This is a genomic window from Aliiglaciecola sp. 2_MG-2023 (assembly GCF_030548145.1).
GTDB lineage: Bacteria > Pseudomonadota > Gammaproteobacteria > Enterobacterales > Alteromonadaceae > Aliiglaciecola > Aliiglaciecola lipolytica_A.
The window spans coordinates 126952-148211 of sequence record NZ_JAUORY010000009.1 but is presented as its reverse complement, the minus strand read 5'-3'; the positions used below and the strand labels follow the sequence as shown (position 1 = coordinate 148211).

Genomic DNA, 21260 nt, shown 5'->3' with positions numbered 1-21260 from the left:
CTCATTTTGTCACCTAACTCTACTATGCCAATAGCATAGCACCTCTAGTTAGGTGGCCAAATCAACTATGCCATTACACTGATAGTTTCACCAATTACATAGTTACAATGTGGTAATTTCCAGCACTTTGAGGGGGAAAAGCTTATCTGGTAGACAGTCGTACTCTAAAGGAGCAATATTCCAATCAGATAAAAAATAGAACACTAAGGCTTTTCTCATCTTAAGTACTATTTGTCCTGACTCTAATCCGTAATCAAAGGTAATGGCTTCAGGTTTTTTTGGTTTACCATTGATACCAATTTTAATTTCAACCTCTTGATTCCAATCAGGATCAAAAGGTTTGGTCTGTTTTTCCTCAACTGAAATCTCAGAGTCACGAGAGGCAACGACTCGATTCAACTTAAAGCTTCTGAAGTCTCCTGACTTGTGGTCAAAAGCCCTGATGTACACAAAATTACCTGTTTCGATCAGTGTGTGCGGGGCAATTATCCTGCTGGATTCGCCACTGCTACGCGATAAGTAATTAATGTCTACTTTAATTCCAAGGTTGAGTGCTCTGAAAATCGGTGCGACAACCTTTAACTCCGGCATAACACTTGGAATTCTGTAACTATTTACGTTTTTGGCAAACTTAGGCTCACACACAAGTCGTTGCGTACCAGAAGAAACTAGATCAATTGCTTCTTCTATTTGATGTTCAAAACAAGGGCTGAACCATTTTGTTGGAGCGTAGGCTCTCAATCGATGGTTATAAATAAGATTGTTCTCAGCCATTTCTTGGTAACACTTAAAGTCACGGGTGGACCAAGCTTCTTTGATTTCAAAACGATTCATTAGCTGACGTCTGTTTGTAGTTCCGAGTACAAAAGCACATAAATCGATATAACGTAGTCGTCTTTCTTGCCGAATGTCGGTGATGTTTTCCATTGGTCAATAAAATCCCAGTTGATCTATCTACATAATATAATATATAGTGCATACTAATGTATAGTGAATATTAATATACACACAAATCTTTGTGGAATGTAAAATGAATTACGGCAAGCAAATTGTAAAGTACTTAAAGAAGATTGATGAAGGAAGGGCAATTGATTACGCCCAATTCCTCAATTTATTGAATTCTCCTGAGTTAAATCTTGACGCAACTAATCGAGACTTTGAAGTGAGAAGGGTTGGGACGAATACCTATAAAGTTACGCATATAGCGCCTTGGCTCAGAGTTCAATTTGATAATATCATTGGAGAGATATATAAGGATCGTAATTCAGCAGCTAAACAAAACAACAGCCACGCATACAGTGTAAATGGCTCAATGCTTCTCGTCAGAGAAGGGATAATACATCCTCAGGTAGTAATGTTTGATACTGATGGAAATTACTTACCCAAACGAGAATGGCATGATTACGCCTTATTAATTGAAAACAGACAAAATTTCATCAGCATTGATAAAACCTTATCTTTTATAAAAACATACTGCGATATCGGGGATGTAGATTTACAAAAAACATTAACAGTTTTCACCGAAGGTAACGCAATTACTAACGCTTTACACATATCATTTCTTTGTAAATTCAAGTCGATTTTCCTGTTGTTGGATGTAGACGCTGGGGGGCTTCAGATAGCTAGTAACCTCCTCACTCTTTTACCTAATTCAAACGTAGTTTTTCTCGTACCAAGTGACATAAAAGATAGATTGAAAATGGTAAGGGTACCAGCAAAAACAGTATCAATTGAGAAAGCCATCACACTGGGACGAAAACACCCAGAGCTAACTCATATTGCACAACTGATTTATAAAACCGAAAGAGAATTGGAGCAGGAGAGCTACCTTGATGAATAATTTTGTTACTAAAGGATTATTGGCAGAGGATTACATACTTAAACGTCTAGTTTATGTTAACTCAGCAAATCATGGGTATTCGGAGATATTACTGGATAGGCACCTTGCAATGTTTGGTGGGAACAATGTTGGAAAAACTGCGAGTCTCGCTGGCACCAAATTGCTACTGTATCCAGAAGTTAATTTTAGCCGCTGTGAAAAGAAGTTTAAATTTGTTGGTAATAGAGGGACCTTTTCACAAGAAGACTCCTATGATTTTTACTTTCCTGATTTAACCTCGTTCATTATTCTCGAAGTTCAGAACCCTGAGGGGTCGTTTTGTATGTTGTTATACAAAACCAACAATTACACCTACAGCCGACTTTTCGTCCCCTTATCATTCGATGAAATGCGCCATCTTTTTTGGGATGTGGATAAAGATGATTTCAATGACGACCTGAGTGTCAAAACAGTTAAGCAGTTTGTTATCGAAAACGACGGTCTGCAAACATCGGACGCGGCAGAAATACGCTCCTTAATGTTTGAAGGTATGCGTGGTACTAAAAAGCAACGCCGCTTTTGCATTCTACCTATGAAAGATGCTCGTTTGGACTCAATTGAAGCTTTCAGGAATATTTATCAACTAGCGTTTGACATTAAAAGCTCGGAGACAGATACCTTACCTAAAGCCATTGCCACGCTTCTTGAGATGGGCCGGGGCAGAGATGAAGAGCGACTGAGCGCAGATCTCCTTGACTTAGCAACAGACTACGAAGAACTGTTTGCAAAACAAGCGCAACTTCAAACTTTGAAAAATGCTGAGCCAATTTTCAACAGAGTGTCATCTAATTTTGAACAACTGACAAACAGTTACAAACATTACACACTTATCCATAAATCGTTGCGACACCTGTTAAATGAAGCAAAAGAAAGCTTTGATGAAAGATACGTCAGTATGCAGAATCTTACTGATGAAGCGAGTAAACAACAATTTACTACCAGAGAAGAAGTCGAAAAAGCTAACGAGGCTTCCATTAAAGCTAAAAGCCAAGTGGAGTACTTGGAGGAACAATTAACGCTTCAGTCTAAGCGAGTAGCTGAGGTGAAAAATCTATATACTTCTTTAGGCTTTTCTTCAGTCGAAAATACTCTTGAACATCTGGACCATGAATATCGCTGCGTGGATAGCTTATTAAGAGAACTTCGCAAGGAGGATGGCGTTAAAAGACAACTCCAGAAAGAGCTAACAAAGAAAAAGCAACTTTTAGGTTCAAAAAAAGAACTACAAAACATAATAGAAGATCAATCGAGAACGGTTGCGAGTCAGTTAAACAATTCTACAAGTGCGAGTATTTTGTACTCATTGAATCAAAATATTGCCAAAACAATAGTACCTCTGACTGAGAGTCATCGCGATGCGGTAGTCAACTTTACTTCATTATTTGACTCTGATCATGCAGGATTACTTACTTTCCTCGATAAGCCGATCAAAGGTGTCAATTTTAAAGAGATAAATCCTGAAAGAATGGTTGAAGAGGCCACTCTTGAGTTAGTTAGAGTTGAACAGCAACTTGAGATTGTGGAGCAAAATATCACCGAACAAGGCAGAGCTTTAAAAAATAATGATATTGAATCGCTAATAACGAACACCGAACAAACTTTACAAAAAGTTGAAATTCAGCGTGACAATATTCGTGCTTTAAGTGAACTCATAAGAGCCGAAGACGATACATCCAAAAAACTTAAAGATAAAAGAGATATGTATATTAAGGCGAATATCTCGTTTGAAAAAGGGCGTAATAAACTTCAAGAACACACTGCAACTGCTAATCAGTGTCAAAATAAACTTGATACCTTGAAAGATGAGTCAGCCAGACTTAAAAGGTATGAGAGTGTTTTTAATACCATCCAGAGGCATGCCGATATTGACTTTCTGTTTGAAGAGATCTCTGACGAAGTAGTACTAAATGATTCGTGGTTTGAAAAGCTATACAAATTGAGCACCGATCTGTCTTCTTTGAAAACCAGTGTTATTAGAGAATTACATCTTTTATCAGGACAGGTTCAGATCGAAGGTGTTGATCCCCACAAACAATTCGATTCAGTTACCGCAATATCTAAAGCTGTTGACAGTTACGCAGGCGAGTACGCCACGTTACAGTATGATTTAATACAGTTGAATACAAGCATTTGTACTCACAATCAATTTGTTAGCAATCAGATAAAAGAACTGAAAACATCGAAACAGTTTCTTTCAAATTTCATCAAAGAAATTAATGATGAACTCAATAGTAAACTTGTTTCAAACCTCTCTGAGATCAACTTACGGCCAGAAATCAATGTACGATTTGAATCTTTACTATCTACTCTCGATAAGCAAGATATTTCAGATGAGACATTGTTGGAGCCTGAGTTTTATCAGGCGCTGACCCAGTTTGCAGATAGTTACTTCGATAAGCGGACACGAAAACTTAAGATGCATGACATTATTCATGCAGTGCATTATGAATATACCCTAGAAGAAACTGGTGAGCGTTTTACTAAAAGCCAGTCAGGAGGAACGACTAGTACAATAACAGCCTTCGTGCTATCGGTGTTACTTAAGAAAATCACTCCAGACTATGTATCGCTCAAGATGCCGATTATTGTGGATGAAGTGGGTACGTTAGATTTCAAAAATACAAAAGCTACTATTCAGCAAATCAGTGAGCACGGCTTTTCAATCTTTTGTGCCACACCAACATTTTCAGGCTTTGTTAGCAAAAACGTTGGTCGTTGGATAATGATTGATAGAGCCAAAATCAAAAAGCCACGTGTCCCAAAATGCCACATGCACATCCTACCAGAGTATATTGAAAGTTTTGGGAGTCAATCCAATGAGGCTTAATCGTGATGTGATCCTCAGTTCTATCCTCAAGCATCAAAATAGTTTTCTAAAAATATTGGATTTTATTGACAAGGAAGGTGGGGTGCCAGAGATACCAGAAAAACTTTTTCTAGATTTGTATAGTCATTACATTTGTGAAGATGATGATCAAAATGTTCATGCGCAGTTAAGTTTGGCGGCCTTACTAAAGAACGGAGTATTCATTCATCATGATAAGAATACTGGGACCATTTCTGTTGCGGATGTAATCATCAATATGCTCCGGTTTATAGATGTAAAACGTGCGAGGGAATTGAACAGGCATGATCTAGAAGATTTGCGCCAGCGTGTGTCTGACTTTGTAGATAGGTTATTGGAGTGCGCCTATCTGGAAGATGATGATACAAGAGAACTGTATGGGAGCTTCTATCGATTACTTAGCGAAATACATTCGAAGATAAAAGAAAATGTATCGGCACTGGATGCACAAGTAAAGCGCGTCTCGCAGCAATACAAGGAATTCAACGCAGGGGATAGTGAAGCCTCGGTTTTTGAATTATATGACCGTGTAACAGATCTTTACAGCAAATATGTATTGCCGTGTTATGAATTTATTGACCCAAATATGGAAATGAAAGGAAAAAGAACTTTAACTCAGTCTATTGAGCAGTTAATAAAGCATCTCGCAGATGTACCTGCAAAACTGCATGAGTCAAACCGTCTTCAATACCGTTTTACGGCAATTAGCAGTTATTATAAAGACATAGGGCTACTCGTCCGTAAACTTAAGCAATACTCAACTTATTTGGCTCAGGATCGCGATAGATACATTGCAATTGACAATGCATTCAATGCCTTAATGGATAATGTTGTGCCATTACGCCACGGAAAACAGAAAAATAAGTATTTAACACCAAATGCACCAATATTCTTAACGCTGTCAACTATAGATGGGTTGAGAGACCTACGTACAAACCAAGCACCAAAATTTAACTGGGATGAAGGTAAAACAACACTTCGATTCAAAGAATATTTGAATATGCTCCAAAGTGTGGAAAGTAAACCTAAAAAACAACAGATCAAACCTTTACCAGAAGAGGTCCGAATCGAAGAGGAAAGACAGATAGAGATTGCTAGATTAATAGCTGAGGCCGGACTTCCAATCTCAATCCCCGACGTACATAAGTTCGTATTTGAGTTGCTAAGCCAAAACTTGGATAGTTTTTGGTTAGGAGACGTTTTGTTTGGTATTGAAGAGGTGATGCCGTATGCACCATTAGAGCATTTGGTCTTTAGTCGAGAGCGACGGAGGCAGCAGGATGAGCAATATTACTTGGAATATTTAAAAATTGAATTAGCACAAGGTGAACTGGATGTATAACACTGACTTGAGCGTAGAAATCTACCAAACACTAACGGCTGGAAAGATCATAAATAACCGGATGCTTAACAACAGTGGCCAGTGTATTTCAAATCCGCTCTTTGAAGAAATAATGAATAACCTTTCTACATATGCAACACAGTATGAAATGTCGGGACAAGAATTGGTTCGTAATAAAGACTTTGTTTACTTGAGAAAGGGCGCTGAATTAGCGGAAGATGTTAAAACTGACGTTACGATGAAAGCCGCACTTCTATTACTTATGCTAGGTAAGTACATTAATGAGCAAAACTACCGATTTAGCAAGTTGACTGAGCAAAATGGCGGAATAACCAAAACAGACATTCTGGCACTCCAAGAGATCGATGATATTCAAGAGCTTATCGAGAAAGCAAGGCTCAAAAGTGATTTGTTCACGGAATTCAAGAACGTGCTGATTAACCGCAACTTATTACTTGAGTTACCCGGTAATGAACGGTTTATTTTATCCGACGCGGGGCGAGTTTTTTATGAAGAAGTTGTTCGTGTATATCTTGAGCCAGAATTACATATTTAAAACTATTAAGGACTAAAATTGTCAACAACAGTCACCACAGCATTCAATGCATTTCAAAAAGAAACGGTCAATCTTGATGCCGAAAGAACTAAAAATGCACGTAATAGTCGAAATTGGTTGGTGGGGAAGATAAACACCTTTACTGATTTTTTTCCTTTATACAAAGCTAAACATATTCATTTTGGTTCTTTTGCAAGGCGGACCAAAATTAGGCCGTTAGACGACATAGATATTATGATTGCATTGATGGGGGAAGGGTGCTCGTATTTTGAAGATGCTTCAGGGAAAATAACAATCAATGTCCCAGATGATTGTGATGCCTATAAATATTATAAGCATGCTTCTTCGAATACATTGAACTCAATTCGAGTTGTGAATGAGTTCGTCAGAAAATTGTCTGAAATAGACCAATACAAATCAGCAACTATCAAACGAAACCAAGAGGCTGCCGTCCTTAATTTGAAATCATATGATTGGGCTTTTGACATTGTTCCCTGTTTTTTCACTACGGAAGATGCGTATGGACAAACCTATTACATTATTCCTGACGGGAGTGGCCACTGGAAAAAAACCGATCCACGGAAAGACCGCGACAGAGTTAGCACAATTAACACTACATGTTCAGGCAATATGCTGAATGTATTGAGACTTGTAAAGTATTGGCAACGTCGCCCAACTATGCCATCTATGGGGTCATATCTTCTGGAGTGTATGGTACTCAATCATTTTGAGAGCAATGGAGCTTGTTCGCAATTTCAAGATTTGGAACTTGCTGGAGTGTTTGAATACATTGCAAATCATATTTATTCAAACGTCTCCGATCCTAAGGGAATTCAAACTAACTTGAATGACAAACTAACAAGGGAAGAGCGCTCAAAAATCTCTAATAAAGCGATAACTGATGCAAATCTAGCATTGGAAGCTAGGCATTTAGAATCAAATGGAGATCAAAAGGGCAGTATCAACAAATTGCGGCAAATTTTTGGTGCTGAATTCCCGGAGTATAGTTAATGAACAACGAGATAAATTCCAGGCAAAACCATGAAAGCTCCATCAATATGATTGCGGCTTTCAGGCAGAAGTATTCTGATGTTAAGCAGTTAAGTTTTATACAGATGTTGATGTCTGTATGGGTGCCAATTGTATTGGCATTACTCGCTTTAGCGTTGAAAAATCAGTTAATTGTAGGTTTTCTAGGTATCCCCCAATTAGATGTAACTATTTACGTTTCTTTTTACTGTATTGTGATTGCGCTCGCGGACTTATTTTTATTTAACAACTTCATTGAGACTGGGAAAGAACTTGCGGCGAAAATCCAAGAACTTTTTGATACAAACGTTCTTGGATTGTCTTGGAATAAAACCTTAGCTGGACCCAAGCCAGATGGCGAAGTGATTTACAACCTTCAAAAGGCTTTTTACAAAGTTAAGAGCAACAAAAGGGAACATCTGAGCAACTGGTATAACCCGAAGGTCGCCAATATAAGTCACAACAAAGGGGCGCTGTTGTGTCAACGAATGAATCTGTACTGGGATAAGTCCTTACGAGAGACCGTTAATCAGCGTGTTTTTATTTCTCTACTTTGCTGGTGTGTTTTTATTATGATCATTGCTCTTAACCAAGATTTCTCGCTTAGAACGCTGCTATTAACCGTAATTTGTCCATTGCTACCTATCCTTAGTTATTCAGTGAAACTAATTTCAGATAACAGGAAGTCAATTTCTACCTTGACGAGATTGAAAGAACTGTTGGAATCGGCGTGGGCGGATGCAGCTAATCAAGCACTCACAATTGAAAGACTTCGTGAAGTTCAAAATGAGATTTATCAGCATAGGAAAACGAACCGTCCTATTTCTGATCGCTTCTATTGGAGACGTAAAGATGACTTTGAAGGTGATGCAGAATACAGCATTGAACAGATGATTACCGATATCGAACGAACCGGTCAAAGTAGTTGACGCCCTATACATTTCTTTTTTAATATTAGCTTTTTCGACTAGATGCATAACTATTTGAATTAAATAATGTAAATAAGGAACACTACCAAATCTATTTCTACCGCAATGAAAATTGATGAAAATCATCGTGCTTAATAGATCATCTCCATACTTTTCAACATTAAAGTACTTACAACTACTAACTTTTTTAAGTTTCGCGGGAACTGGTTCACATCGAATTACCTTCGAGCCATTCAATGTTAATTGTCCATTACAAAATGAATAGTACTCTTTGTCTTCGATTGTTTCAGGACTGAAATAACCTGTCAGTTCCGGCGGAATCACATAAAATTCACTATCCAACTCATTTGTATGCTTTTAAAGCATAAAAGCATCACTAAATTCGTCAATAAAAAGAGAACCTTCATTCACTTGACGTTTAAATAATAAAATACTTTGTCTATTAATCATTATGTCGTAATTTTCACACAGTCCCTAATTTCGGGACACCCTATCACATCCCTATAATAGGGACAACATGATGAAATCTAAAAACACACCAAAGTATCAGGCATTACTCAAATGGCTCAAAAGTCAGCGTTTAGAGCAAGGAGCAACAGTTCGCGATGTTGGGTTATTAATTGATGAGCCATTCCAGATTGTGAGCAAAATAGAAAAAGGACAGCGTAAACTGAGTGTTGATGAGTATATGCAGTACTGTAAAGCACTTAATGTTGATTATCGTAAAGGGTTGAAATTGCTGGAGTGACTTTTACTGTTTTCTTAATATCTAAATTGAAATATACATAATCAGTACCTCAGATCCCATATGAATCATTGAGTAGAAAGGTTTCATAATTCGTTCAATAGCGTATTGAACCTATGATGAATTGGCATATATTACAATTATGATGTGTACAGTTTATATGGTGATAAAGACGTGTAAGTTGTTAATTATTAATTACTGAGACACTCATAAGGCCAAACCAATTAAGGTAATGGCCTTTTTTCTGTATAAGTTAAATAATAGAAAATAACTTTAAAAGTTCTTCTCAGTGAAATCTGCCAACGAGCTACGCTCAACTTCATCAAAAATTAATACACTTCCTTTTTCATAATTTCGAAAAATATTTACAGCAGCACTGGCTCCAGATGAAGCTGGAGTAACAAATCGATCATCAATTTGTGCAAGGTTTCCTAGAACAATCGTTCGGCAATTTTTACCACCACGGCTTAGCATCCCTTTCATCTGCGCCCTAGTCATGTTCTGAGCTTCATCAATGATTAATACAGCATCATCTATAGAACGACCTCGAAAATAGGCCATGCTAGTGAACTCTATATTAGCTCGCTCAATGATGTGTTCAACAGTCGCACGAGTACTTTTTTCATCATCACTATCATCTGCATGCATTGAAATTAATGCATCTGTAACACCAGCTAAAAGTGGTAATGACTTTTCAGTTAAATCCCCCGGCAAAAAGCCGGGATCATCGTCCATAAAGTCTCTAGAGCGCACAACGACTATCTTTTTATACTGTTTCAACTCCAAAACTTGGTGGAGCGCCGAAGCCACCGCCAAAAATGTTTTTCCCGATCCTGCTGGACCAAGGATGATATTTAAATCGTAAAATGGGTCTGTTAACTGGCTAATAGCTACAGATTGCCGAGGGTTTTTAGGTGAAATACCCCAAATTTTCTCTTGCTGTCTCGGCAATAATTTAGTGTAAACACTGCCTTCAGCTACTTCAGTTACAAGTCCAATATGTCCAGCATCATCGTACCAATACATATTTGCCTGTACCTCTTCATAAAAGAAACTTGCTGGAAATTTATAAACTTCTCCAGAAAGTTTAAAATCGTTATCAGATTTTAGACGGTCAAATAAATCACCATCAAATGATTGGACACCTGTGTACAACAAATCAACATCAGAAATCTGGTTATCAACTAAAACATCTTCCGCGTCAACGCCAATCGTCCTAGCTTTGAGTCGCATATTAATATCACGACTAACAATCGTGACATTTTGCTTAAGCTCCTTCTGCATATGCAGAGCGTAATTAATAATACGATTGTCTGCATCACTCCCAATTGCATGTTTTAATTCTTTGGCAAAATCTATTTGAGTGTCTATCCCAATAAATAATCTGCCGCGCTTTGCTGACTCTGTTGACGGTAGCTCAATTCCTTTCTCCATCTCTTCAGATGTATGGCCATTAATGATGTCCTCAAGCATTCTGATTACTGCACGAGCATCTTGGCTTACATTTTTATCAGTGCGCTCTTTTAAATTGTCTAACTCTTCTAGAACAGTTAAACAGATATAAATATCATCTTTATAAGCAAGAAGGCTTTTAGGATCATGAACTAAAGCAGAGGTATCTAGTATGCGGGGATTTCTGTTTTCATTTGAATTTTTCATTATGCTGCTTCCCCTAAAATTGAGTCGTTGCTAGACTTTGTAGTATACTTTCGATGTAGAGCACGTCTTAAAAGTAAAGGTTTAAGGTTTTGCGGTGAACTTGAAAGCACAAATAAATTAGAATTTAGATAAATTCTTTTTACATTGTCTATAAGCCTTAAAAAACAAGACAGTAAAAATTTTAAATTATTTTCATTTCGGGGTTGCAAAATCACAATCGCATTTTGGATACTACGACCACGCATAAAGTTTACCGATTTGAATTGTATATTGGCTTTTTCCATGATGTAACTCATCGAGCCTTTTACGTTCTCATCGTTTTTGTGCAAAACTTCCAAAGAGTCGGTAATAGCCGCTAACCAAGGCGCCATCTTTTCTTCTTCCGTTCCGGGCAAAAAGCCGATGGATTCAGCAATTTCTGGGGTGCTTCGAGTCACAATGATTTTATCATACATGTTTTTCTCAATGACCATTTCCAACGCCGCCGCCAGTGCTAACAATGTTTTACCACTGCCCGCAGGTCCGGTGAGTATAACCAAATCGATATGTGGATCGAGCAAGGCATGAAAGGCCATAGCCTGACCAATATTTTTAGGTGTTATTCCCCACGCATTGCGTCCCATAAGACGATCGTAGCCTAAGTCGAGTACCTCGAGTGTATCGTCGGTTATGTTTTCCACTAAGCCAGCGAATTGCTCTTCATCATCAATCAAAAACTCGTTGATATAGGCTTCAGGCAACGCTTTTTTATCGATAGTATGAATAGTATCTCGACCTTCGGTTCGGCTATCAACAGTTTTCACGCATTGCCAAAAATCGCCATTGAAGGTGTGATAACCTTTCGATAAATACTTGATATCACTAATTAATTGGTCAGTTCGATAGTCTTCAACATGGGCTAATCCAGCGCCCTTGGCTTTTAAACGCATGTTGATATCTTTAGTCACCAAGACTACTTGTCTAGGCAGTTTAATCTTTTGCAGATGCAAGGCTGCATTGATTATTCGATTGTCGTTATCGTTACTGGTAAAAACCTGCTGCTCAAAAGGTAAACCATGATCAGCAAAGATAGATAATAGACCTGTAGGCGCTGACTCTCCTGATCCCAGCCCTGACATAGCAACCCCTTCAATCATTTGTTCAGGTGTTGCCTCGTGCAGCAGATCTTCCATTGCGCGAATAGAGACTCTAGCATCCCGCGCAACATCTTTTTTACTATCTTTAATGTAATCCAGTTCTTCTAGAACCGTCATAGGTACGACAACGTCATGTTCTTTGAAAGAGAGAAAAGCGAGAGGTTCATGTAAGAGGATATTGGTGTCGAGCACATAAAGTTTGGTATTCATTTCAGCTTTTTCTGGCATCCGCTACTCCGATTAACTGCCCGCATAGAAAAAATAGGCGCATGGTTTTGACTAAATTCATCCTTACCATAAACCACTTTTTCACCACTTTCATTAACTTTTACAAAAGACTTTTTAATCTATAAAAAAAATCTTATACATCAATGTGTTGACAAGATACTGCGGATATTCAACCGACAATTTCAACAGGCTAATGAGCACCTTAGGCGTTCCTACCCTGGGGTTTTTACTCCCCCTTACTGAGTTGTTAACCAATTTGCTAAAGGCTGACAGATAACACACTGCAAAAGTCCGTTATAAACGTTATAATCGCGCTCTTTATGATTTGGCGAAAGCCCTTAATTGGCTCAAAGGCAAGCTAAGATTTAGCCTTTACAGCCCAAGAGATTTTCTACTATGACACAAACAAACAACTTTGCTTTAGGGCAACGTTGGCTTAGCAATACTGAGTCAGAACTTGGCCTAGGCACTATCATTGCCGTAAACAATCGAACCGTTGAAATACTCTTCCCTGCGATAGGCGAAACGCGCACATATGCCCCAGCTTCTGCGCCTTTAACCAGAGTAACCTTTGAGGTTGGTGATAAAGTAACTAGTCATGCTAATTGGCAATTCATAGTAGAAAATATCAGCCAACGAGACAATATGCTTACCTACCATGGCAAGCGTTTGGACACTGGCGAAGATGTGGATCTAAAAGAAACTTTTGTAGACCACCATTTTCAATTGAATCAACCGCAAAAACGACTTTTAGCCGGTCAGGTGGATGAGCCCAAATGGTTCGAAATGCGAGAAAAATGCATTACTCACCAATATCAGCATGACACCTCTGATTTGTTAGGTTTTTTGGGGGCTCGAGTCGACATTATTCCCCATCAATTACACATTGCCTCCGAAGTTGGTCGCCGACATGCCCCACGAGTGTTATTAGCAGACGAAGTAGGTTTAGGGAAAACCATTGAAGCGGCGCTGATTATTCATCAACAATTATTAACTGGACGAGCCCAAAGAATATTGATTGTGGTGCCAAATAGCTTGGTTCACCAATGGTTAGTGGAGATGTTAAGACGGGTTAACTTGGCTTTTTCCATCTTTGACGAAGAGCGCTGCCAGGCCATGGCCGAAGAGGCGGGTAACCCGTTTGAAGCGGAACAGTTAATTCTTTGTAGTCTCGACTTCCTTACCCACAACAGTCGTTATTTCCAACAAGCATGTGAAGCACCTTGGGACCTAATGGTAGTGGATGAAGCCCATCATTTAACTTGGTCCGAAGGACAACCATCTCAAGAATATGAAGTGATTGAACAACTGGCACAAGTGACTAAAGGCGTTCTATTATTAACCGCCACCCCAGACCAGTTAGGTCATGAAAGTCATTTTGCCCGATTACGCATATTAGATCCCGCGCGATTCCATAGTTACCAAGAATTTGTGCATGAAGAACAACAATACAGCAAACTTGCTAAAGCCATTGAACCCTTACTGGCCAAAGACAATCAAGAAATTGCCTTGGATGAAAGCGCAATTCAGGCAATCCAAGAATTTGCAGGTGAAGATCTCGTATCGAATCTTGAACTTGCCGATGCAGCAAGCAGAGATAAGTTAATTCATCAACTATTAGATAGACACGGTACAGGGCGAGTGCTTTTCCGAAACAGTCGTTCTGGAGTAACAGGTTTTCCAGCCCGAGAGTTGCTTTCTTACCCGCTGCAGATGCCTGAAGAGTATGAACAACATCTTGAAGTAGAGCTTGATTCAAGCCGCTTGCTCTCGCCAGAACGCATTCCAGAATTAGTCGACAGTTGGACTGATTTTGATCCCAGAATAGATTGGTTTATCGACCATCTACAGCAACTGCGCGGTGAAAAAGTGCTAACAATTTGTGCTAAAGCGTCAACCGCCTTAATGTTAGCCGAAGCAATTCGCCGAAAATCAGGGATCAGAGCCGGAGTTTTCCATGAAGGATTAAGTATTGTAGAGCGAGATCGCACAGCCAATTACTTTGCTCAATCGGAAGAAGGCGCTCAGGTACTTATTTGTAGTGAGATTGGCAGTGAAGGTCGAAATTTCCAATTCGCTCATCATTTGGTGTTATTTGATTTGCCTCAAGTTCCTGATTTGTTAGAACAACGCATAGGCAGACTGGATCGCATTGGACAAAAACACGATGTTAAATTGCATGTGCCGTTTTTTGTTAACTCGGCCCAGCAGGTCATGCTCGAGTGGTATCATGATGGACTCAACGCCTTTGAATTAACCTGTCCTGCAGGCACCAGCGTTTACGAAGAAGTAGAAGAGATGCTACTCACTTCTTTGCAAAATCCCCATGATGAGTTAGCTAAGCGCAAACTCATCGAAGACACACAAACCATTTATGCCCAATTGAAAAGTAAATTAGAGCAAGGCAGAGACAAATTATTAGAGATTAATTCATCCGGTAAAGGGAAAATTCAACAGCTTATCCAAGGTATTGAAGACTCCGATAACTCGCCCAAACTTGAACGTTTCATGACCCAGTTGTTTGATACCATTGGAGTATTGCAAGAAGAAAAAGATGACGACTGTTATTTATTAAAACAAACGGAGTCGATGCATACACAACTTCCAGGATTAGAAGAAGAGGGTATGACTATCACTTATGAACGACAAACAGCGACGAAGCTAGAACACGTTCATTTTTTCAGTTGGGACCATCCAATGGTGCAGCATGCAATGGATACTATTACTACCGATGTACAGGGTAAAAGCGTGATTGGTATGAATAGGGATAAATCACTTCCACCAGGATACTACTGGTTAGAATGTTTGTTTGTGCTCTCAACCAAAGCAGAAAAGCACTTGCAAGTTAATCGTTATATGCCCGCCACTCCGATTAAGATAACGGTAGATCCGAAAGGTCAGCAAACCGATAAAGTATTTCATATGCTTGATAGTGTGAATCCGAAGATGTCAGCTCAGTTGGTGAATGCTCTGCAATCACAAATTGAAAGAGCAATCCAACAAGCTACCGACATTGCAAGGGTAGATGCCGACAAGATTAAACAGCAATGCATAGACAGTATGCAAAGTAACTTGCACGAAGAACTCCAGCGTTTGCAAAGTTTAAGCAAAGTGAATAAATCTATTCGAGAAGAAGAATTAGATTTTATTCGCAATCAATTGGACGCTTTAAATAATGCTTTAGGGAGCGCGGAAGTGCATTTAGAAGCGGTAAGGTTAGTGGTTAATAATCATTAATGAAGAACAATAAACACACTGGAAAAACAGCGTAAATGGCAATTTTGAATTATGCCCCAAGCCGATATCCCTATTTCGATATCGTTTATCAAGATGAGAGCATGCTGGTGCTAAATAAGCCCAGTGGATTATTAACGGTGCCTGGAAAAGCACTTGAACATAAAGATAGTTTGCAGCTCAGAGTCCAGCGGTCTTTTCCAACAGCGACTATTGTGCATCGCTTGGACATGGCAACGTCGGGACTTATCGTCTTAGCATTGGATATGGATAGCCACCGTAAAATCTCCAAAGCATTTGAGTTACGGCAAACGGCTAAATCTTATATTGCCAGGGTATTTGGTAAATTAAGTGAAGAACAAGGTAGCATTGATTTACCACTGATTTGTGACTGGCCTAATCGACCAAAACAAATGGTTGATCACGAACGTGGCAAAAAAGCATTGACCCATTGGAAACGATTAGCCTGTGATAAAGACGAATCGCTAGTTGAACTAACACCGATAACTGGACGCTCTCATCAACTAAGAGTACATATGCTAAGTATCGGTCATCCAATATTAGGTGATCGACTTTACGCCCATGAGCAAGCCCTGCAAGCAGCGAATCGTTTGCAACTACACGCGAAATCACTCAAATTAAACCATCCATTAACGGATGAGCCCATGGCATTTGAATGCCCAGTGCCGTTTTCATTCAAGTCTCAAAGCGTTGCTACCGATATAGATAATAATTAGCGTTAAATGAATTGTGAGCAATTGTGGGTAAGTCATCGTTAGGCAAAATACTCGGCCTGATCATATCAATGATCGGCTTTGCTGCGCATGGCATGCAATCACCTGAAGCGGCTCTGAATGACATTCAACACAGTCAATTTGACGATCAATATGATGTACTTTTGGTAGGTGAAAAACAAATTCCACTTGTTATATCGGAATCAAATACGGCGATAACCCGTGGCGTCGCTGTTTTGATCAGTGAGTCAGGCAGAAACCCATTTAGTGAACATGGATTATCTCAACTGTCTACGTCGCTCAATAATGTTGGCTGGGTGACGATGATAATGCCTGCGCCAATCAGTGGTTTTTGGCCCGCCCTTGATGAGACCACAACTAATAATCAAGCCGCTGACACTAGCAGCCAAACTCCAGATACGCCCACTTCTGTCGCCGTTCAAGAGACCTTAACAAAAGCGGCAACAAGTCAAATTGAACAGCCCGCATTTGAACTACATGAACAGCAGATTATTCAACAGATGCAGGCAGTTACAGGTAAAACACGTCAATATAATGGTTTTTTCCTAGTCATTGCGCAAGGAACAAGTGCCGCATGGCTAACCAAAATATATGCTGAAAATAAATTAGATCAACCTGATGGCATGGTGTCAATTAGTCCGCAATGGCCAGACCGTAGTTACAATCAACAACTCCCTAAATGGGTAGCTGAAACGCAAATGCCTTACCTTGATGTTTATTCAGCGTGGGATACCTCTTGGGCAAAAGCGACAGTGAGTCAACGGAAAATACAATCGATAAAATCGTTGAAAATGATGTATAGGCAAAGAGAGTTAATAGGTCAAACTATGGACAACCAACAGTTTGCCCGCTTAGGCAAAGAAATTTATGGTTGGTTGACCCATATGGGTTGGTAAAAAAGCCAAGCTCCACCTTGCCCACAAATTTACCCTTAGCCGTTTTTTTTGCGTAGTTAATTTCTCAATATATCAATTGGATGAAAATTTTATTCCAATCCTAGGGAACATTCGTTAAGTTTGCGGTCTATACTTCATAGTATTCTAAAAAACGGAGTCACTCAAAATAGCCGTGAATATTGAAAACTTTATAAATAATAAAGCTGGTCAACTAGCTTTTTTTGTTCGGGGATATTGGTCTTACAAAATCCCCTACATAGAGTTAGACCTATATTTTTGGGACACTCTTGAAGAGTGGGCGCATGTTAAAAAAAGAGTGGATGAACCCTACTCGCAAAAAGAGCGTGTTTTCTGGCACTTGCTACATCAGCTAAATTATTGGCCAGAACAAAAATTGTTACATGATCAATATCTTCGTTCAGAACTTGAAACCTGCTTAAACTATTTAGAAGGTGAAGGGCAATACCCCTTAGATTGCATCGGTATCCGACCGTAACCCTCAACAACCGCCCTTTGTGCTGCAAAATTGAATTAGATATTGAACTGTTAAGTTATACGTGATCCAATAGCTCTTTTCCTAAGCTATTGAAAATTTGTGTCTGAAACATTAAAAAATACACTTCTTTGTTATAAAGATAAGCGTCTTCTTTTTGTCTTTTTATTCGGTATCGCCAGCGGTTTCCCTTGGGTGATGATCGGTTCTGCGCTATCGGCTTGGCTGCAAGAAAGCGGTCTTAGCCGCTCGTCTATAGGTTTAATTGGTTCAATAACAATTGCTTATTCAATCAACTTCCTATGGTCTCCGTTACTGGATAGAGTCCAACCACCGGTACTTGGTCAACGCCGAGGCTGGATTGTGACAACACAATTAATGATTATCATTGCCTGCGTCGGTATGGCTGTGGTTCCGGCAGAGGAAAACCTGTTAGTGATTGGTTTAGTGGGATTTTCAATTGCGATATTTTCTGCAACCCAAGACATTGCCATTGATGCTTATCGAATCGATATTATTAAACCCTATGAAAAAGACAAGCTCGCCGCCGCATCCTCTATGGCGACCGCGGGTTGGTGGACAGGCTATGGGGGCTTAGGCTCAATTCCCTTTTTCATTGCCGATATGGCAGGTTGGCAATGGTCGGATATCTATTTTGTTTTAGCGGCAATCATGGCTGGATTAATGCTGTTGGTTTTCTTTAGTGATGAGCCTGTCACTAGCCGCTTAGAACAGCAAGTCGCTGCGAGTGCACGATATGCCAAAGCCATGGTCGGCGATCTGCAGTTAAATCGCTCTCAACGGGTGACAAATTGGTTAATGGTGACTTTAATTGAACCTTTTCGAGATTTTTTCAGCCGCAATACCGTAAAACTAGCGCTGTCTATTTTAGCCTTTATCTTTTTATTCAAAATCGGCGAAGCTTTTTTAGGTCGCATGAGTATTGTTTTTTATAAAGAACTGGGCTTTACCAATAGCGACATTGGCAGTTATTCCAAAATATTTAATTGGTGGGTAACAATTGTTTTTGCTGTTTTAGGCGGAATGGTCAATGTTCGATATGGTATCTATAGAGGGTTAATGACCGGTGGAATAGCCATGGCAGCAAGTAACCTGATGTTTGCACTTATGTCAGTTGTCGGGCCCGATAAAGCCTTATTTGCAGCCACTATTTTTGTAGACGGCTTTACTGCAGCTTGGAGTTCAGTGGCACTGGTTGCATTTATTTCCCTTCTTTGTAACCAAGCGTTTTCTGCTTCTCAATATGCGCTTATGGCGTCTTTGGGCACCTTAAGTCGAACCCTAATGGCATCTGCCAGTGGCTTCTTAGTTGATTGGATGGATGGAAATTGGGCTTTCTTTTTCATACTAACAGCAGTAATGGTTCTGCCAAGCTTGGTCATATTATGGATGATAAAGGATCATATATATGCGTTGGAAAAACGTGACCTGCGCTGATGTCAATTCGCCACATTGGCAGAACCAACATCTTAAATCTTATCAAACTAGGAACGCTGTCAGTTGGTTAATATTTACTAACCCGATTCCGTCCCTCTTTTTTAGATGTGTATAAAGCTTGGTCGGCTTTTTCTAACCAAGCCATATGATCTTGATAAGTAACTCGGAATTCAGCGATGCCAATACTCACACTAAAGGGAATTTCATTGCCCTCGTAAACCGGCAATAAGTTTTCGCAACTAGTGCGGATCCGCTCGGCAACAATCATAGAATTTTCGGCATTGGTTTCTGGTAGTAGCACCGCAAACTCCTCTCCTCCATAACGCCCAGCAAGATCAGTTTCTCGGATGGATTGTTGCACAACCTTAGCCAAGGTTTTTATAATATAATCACCTGCCGGGTGACCATAGGTATCGTTGACTTTTTTAAAGTGATCGATGTCTAACATCAGTACTGATGCCGGGGAGCCATTACGTACAATCCGCTTGTGCTCCAGTGAAAACTGTTCTTCCCAATAGCGCCGATTAAATACGCCTGTCAATCCGTCAACACGGCTAATCTGTTCTAATTGCTGATTAAGAGATTCGATGCCTTTTTTGTTTAATGCTTCATCAGTAACATCGTAAACAACGATACAAATCTGCTCTACCCTTCCTTCTAACGAGGTCAGTGGAAATATGGTGACATTTTGATACATGAAGTCTGAAGCAGAGGTAATTGGGCGACTGGTTTCAAATTTAAACAAGAATGGTCGTTGTTCCCAAATAATAAATGCTGAACTCTTGAGCCTCAGTACCGGCTCTGTTTTGACTAAGAACCATTCTTTATCTATTTCAGGAAAAAATTCAAAAAGGTTTTTGTACTTGATTTGACTAGGTAAAATACCGCTGTTATTTTCCATGAACTGATTCCACACCAGCACATTAAAGTCACGGTCAAGTACGGTGATTCCCACTTCAATTGAGCCAAGCAAATCAAACTGCCAATGTAGTGCATTTATGTCAGAGAAGTCATCACTCATTAGTTATTAGTTACCTTCTACCAGTTTTTCAAACATTAGGTCGATTGATTTATCTGGAAACAGTAAGAGTAAATCAAAGTGAATAGATTTAGCTTTAATGGCATATGCAATTTCTATAGCAAGCACCCTATTCCATCTAGACACATTATTTTGTAACAGCTCATCCAAACCACAATGTTGTCCTAACACTATGGGATGATTATGGGTAAAAGTCACATTCAACTGGTCTGATAAAGCCCTCAAACATGCACTTACCACAATATTGGCGACATCCATCAATGCTTCTAATTCCATGGATTCATCAAGCTTAGCTTTCTTGTAATTTAGCAAATCCACCATATTTGCAAAATTACCATCATTAAAAATCAGTATAGCTTCGCCATTGATGCCGGCACTAATGAACCCCTGAGAAATGGCCGACACACTGTCATTATTGTTAATTTCAGCCATTGCCATGTGCAATTCTGTGGTTTCAATCAAATTGACATTGGGTATGGGTAAATCGATAAATATATTCAGCAACTGTGCTAACTTTTCACCGGCTTGTCCCATAGCAACATTGGCCATTTCACGATAAACGTCCAGTTTTTCCGCTACAGAAAATTGCTGTGTTTTCAATAGGCGTGTTGGAGCACTTGGGGTGGTGCCGTGGTGGCTGGTAGTATCTGGGCGTAAATCACTTCCTGAATAAATACCGTATTGGGTTAAAATCGCTGCCAGCTTTTGACTATCTACCGGCTTTCTAATGAAATCCAACGCTCCCATTTGTTGCATTCGAGAGCGCGCTTGTTGTTGAACATCACCTGACACCACAATCACTAAAGAGGGTAAGTCCTGCTCTTTAATCACCTGCATGGTCTGATAACCGTCCATAACCGGCATATTTAGATCTAAGAAGACCAAATCAGCTTTACCCGCTTTGATCATCTTAATCGCTTGCTCGCCGTTTTCGGCAAAACTGATACTGACATCCCAACCGCGCGGTAAAGCGCGCGCCATTTGCTTGCGAGCGAAACCAGAGTCGTCACAAATGAGTATTTTAGTAGACACGCAAA

The 21260-nt window shown here is 39.6% G+C and carries 17 protein-coding genes; 12 read left to right on the top strand and 5 right to left on the bottom strand.

What is annotated here, in order from left to right:
- Positions 1 to 102: 102 nt before the first annotated feature.
- Positions 103 to 927, bottom strand: coding sequence for a WYL domain-containing protein (locus Q4567_RS11575; protein WP_216049013.1), 825 nt, complete (start codon positions 925 to 927; stop codon positions 103 to 105).
- 103 nt (positions 928 to 1030) lie between these two features.
- Here Q4567_RS11575 and Q4567_RS11570 point away from each other — a divergent pair, with 103 nt between their 5' ends.
- The 7 genes from Q4567_RS11570 to Q4567_RS11540 all read left to right on the top strand — a co-directional run bounded on the left by Q4567_RS11570 (position 1031) and on the right by Q4567_RS11540 (position 9328).
- Positions 1031 to 1840 carry a hypothetical protein gene (locus tag Q4567_RS11570; RefSeq protein ID WP_216049014.1) on the top strand — a complete coding sequence of 270 codons (810 nt, stop codon included), beginning with the start codon at positions 1031 to 1033 and terminating at the stop codon, positions 1838 to 1840.
- Positions 1833 to 4706 carry a hypothetical protein gene (locus tag Q4567_RS11565; protein ID WP_216049015.1) on the top strand — a complete coding sequence of 958 codons (2874 nt, stop codon included), beginning with the start codon at positions 1833 to 1835 and terminating at the stop codon, positions 4704 to 4706. Before Q4567_RS11570 ends, Q4567_RS11565 begins: the two co-directional genes overlap by 8 nt.
- Positions 4696 to 6066, top strand: a complete 1371-nt coding sequence (locus Q4567_RS11560; protein ID WP_216049016.1) for a hypothetical protein — start codon at positions 4696 to 4698, stop codon at positions 6064 to 6066. The genes Q4567_RS11565 and Q4567_RS11560 overlap by 11 nt, the downstream gene beginning before the upstream one ends.
- Positions 6059 to 6622, top strand: coding sequence for a hypothetical protein (locus tag Q4567_RS11555; protein ID WP_216049017.1), 564 nt, complete (start codon positions 6059 to 6061; stop codon positions 6620 to 6622). Before Q4567_RS11560 ends, Q4567_RS11555 begins: the two co-directional genes overlap by 8 nt.
- A gap of 18 nt (positions 6623 to 6640) precedes the next feature.
- A complete protein-coding gene (locus tag Q4567_RS11550; RefSeq protein WP_216049018.1) occupies positions 6641 to 7633 on the top strand; it encodes a nucleotidyltransferase in 993 nt (330 codons plus the stop codon).
- Entirely contained in the window at positions 7633 to 8580 is a 948-nt protein-coding gene (locus tag Q4567_RS11545; protein WP_216049019.1) for an S-4TM family putative pore-forming effector, read from the top strand. The genes Q4567_RS11550 and Q4567_RS11545 overlap by 1 nt, the downstream gene beginning before the upstream one ends.
- Before the next feature lie 520 nt (positions 8581 to 9100).
- Positions 9101 to 9328, top strand: coding sequence for a helix-turn-helix transcriptional regulator (locus tag Q4567_RS11540; protein WP_252729258.1), 228 nt, complete (start codon positions 9101 to 9103; stop codon positions 9326 to 9328).
- A 270-nt stretch (positions 9329 to 9598) separates the two neighbouring features.
- Here the strand turns inward: Q4567_RS11540 and Q4567_RS11535 are convergent, their stop codons facing one another.
- Both Q4567_RS11535 and Q4567_RS11530 read right to left on the bottom strand, forming a co-directional pair.
- Complete coding sequence (locus Q4567_RS11535) at positions 9599 to 10984, bottom strand: PhoH family protein (protein ID WP_216049021.1); 1386 nt, start codon at positions 10982 to 10984, stop codon at positions 9599 to 9601.
- The gene (locus Q4567_RS11530) at positions 10984 to 12348 is read right to left on the bottom strand and encodes a PhoH family protein (RefSeq protein WP_252729259.1); all 1365 of its coding nucleotides are present in this window, start codon (positions 12346 to 12348) and stop codon (positions 10984 to 10986) included. Before Q4567_RS11530 ends, Q4567_RS11535 begins: the two co-directional genes overlap by 1 nt.
- 396 nt (positions 12349 to 12744) lie before the next feature.
- Between Q4567_RS11530 and rapA the strand changes: the two genes are divergently transcribed.
- From rapA to Q4567_RS11505, 5 genes are all read left to right on the top strand, one after another.
- Positions 12745 to 15585, top strand: coding sequence for an RNA polymerase-associated protein RapA (rapA, locus tag Q4567_RS11525; protein WP_303500487.1), 2841 nt, complete (start codon positions 12745 to 12747; stop codon positions 15583 to 15585).
- Between the two features lie 35 nt (positions 15586 to 15620).
- The gene (locus Q4567_RS11520) at positions 15621 to 16319 is read left to right on the top strand and encodes an RluA family pseudouridine synthase (RefSeq protein ID WP_216049023.1); all 699 of its coding nucleotides are present in this window, start codon (positions 15621 to 15623) and stop codon (positions 16317 to 16319) included.
- Positions 16320 to 16342: 23 nt separating this feature from the next.
- Entirely contained in the window at positions 16343 to 17233 is an 891-nt protein-coding gene (locus Q4567_RS11515) for a DUF3530 family protein (protein WP_303500486.1), read from the top strand.
- A 172-nt stretch (positions 17234 to 17405) separates the two neighbouring features.
- The gene (locus Q4567_RS11510) at positions 17406 to 17729 is read left to right on the top strand and encodes a hypothetical protein (RefSeq protein WP_216049024.1); all 324 of its coding nucleotides are present in this window, start codon (positions 17406 to 17408) and stop codon (positions 17727 to 17729) included.
- A 99-nt stretch (positions 17730 to 17828) separates the two neighbouring features.
- Positions 17829 to 19184 carry an MFS transporter gene (locus Q4567_RS11505; RefSeq protein ID WP_303500484.1) on the top strand — a complete coding sequence of 452 codons (1356 nt, stop codon included), beginning with the start codon at positions 17829 to 17831 and terminating at the stop codon, positions 19182 to 19184.
- A 67-nt stretch (positions 19185 to 19251) separates the two neighbouring features.
- On the opposite strand, the gene Q4567_RS11500 is transcribed toward Q4567_RS11505, so the two are convergent.
- On the bottom strand, positions 19252 to 20205 hold the full coding sequence (locus Q4567_RS11500) for a sensor domain-containing diguanylate cyclase (protein WP_216049026.1): 954 nt from the start codon (positions 20203 to 20205) through the stop codon (positions 19252 to 19254).
- 6 nt (positions 20206 to 20211) lie between these two features.
- Complete coding sequence (locus Q4567_RS11495; protein ID WP_303500482.1) at positions 20212 to 21255, bottom strand: response regulator; 1044 nt, start codon at positions 21253 to 21255, stop codon at positions 20212 to 20214.
- Between the last annotated feature and the right edge of the window lie 5 nt (positions 21256 to 21260).

Coding starts and splice junctions, on each gene's coding strand:
- Q4567_RS11575 (WP_216049013.1), bottom strand. CDS start 927: ATGGAAAACATCACCGACATTCGGCAAGAAAGACGACTACGTTATATC.
- Q4567_RS11570 (WP_216049014.1), top strand. CDS start 1,031: ATGAATTACGGCAAGCAAATTGTAAAGTACTTAAAGAAGATTGATGAA.
- Q4567_RS11565 (WP_216049015.1), top strand. CDS start 1,833: ATGAATAATTTTGTTACTAAAGGATTATTGGCAGAGGATTACATACTT.
- Q4567_RS11560 (WP_216049016.1), top strand. CDS start 4,696: ATGAGGCTTAATCGTGATGTGATCCTCAGTTCTATCCTCAAGCATCAA.
- Q4567_RS11555 (WP_216049017.1), top strand. CDS start 6,059: ATGTATAACACTGACTTGAGCGTAGAAATCTACCAAACACTAACGGCT.
- Q4567_RS11545 (WP_216049019.1), top strand. CDS start 7,633: ATGAACAACGAGATAAATTCCAGGCAAAACCATGAAAGCTCCATCAAT.
- Q4567_RS11540 (WP_252729258.1), top strand. CDS start 9,101: ATGAAATCTAAAAACACACCAAAGTATCAGGCATTACTCAAATGGCTC.
- Q4567_RS11535 (WP_216049021.1), bottom strand. CDS start 10,984: ATGAAAAATTCAAATGAAAACAGAAATCCCCGCATACTAGATACCTCT.
- Q4567_RS11530 (WP_252729259.1), bottom strand. CDS start 12,348: ATGCCAGAAAAAGCTGAAATGAATACCAAACTTTATGTGCTCGACACC.
- rapA (WP_303500487.1), top strand. CDS start 12,745: ATGACACAAACAAACAACTTTGCTTTAGGGCAACGTTGGCTTAGCAAT.
- Q4567_RS11520 (WP_216049023.1), top strand. CDS start 15,621: ATGGCAATTTTGAATTATGCCCCAAGCCGATATCCCTATTTCGATATC.
- Q4567_RS11500 (WP_216049026.1), bottom strand. CDS start 20,205: ATGAGTGATGACTTCTCTGACATAAATGCACTACATTGGCAGTTTGAT.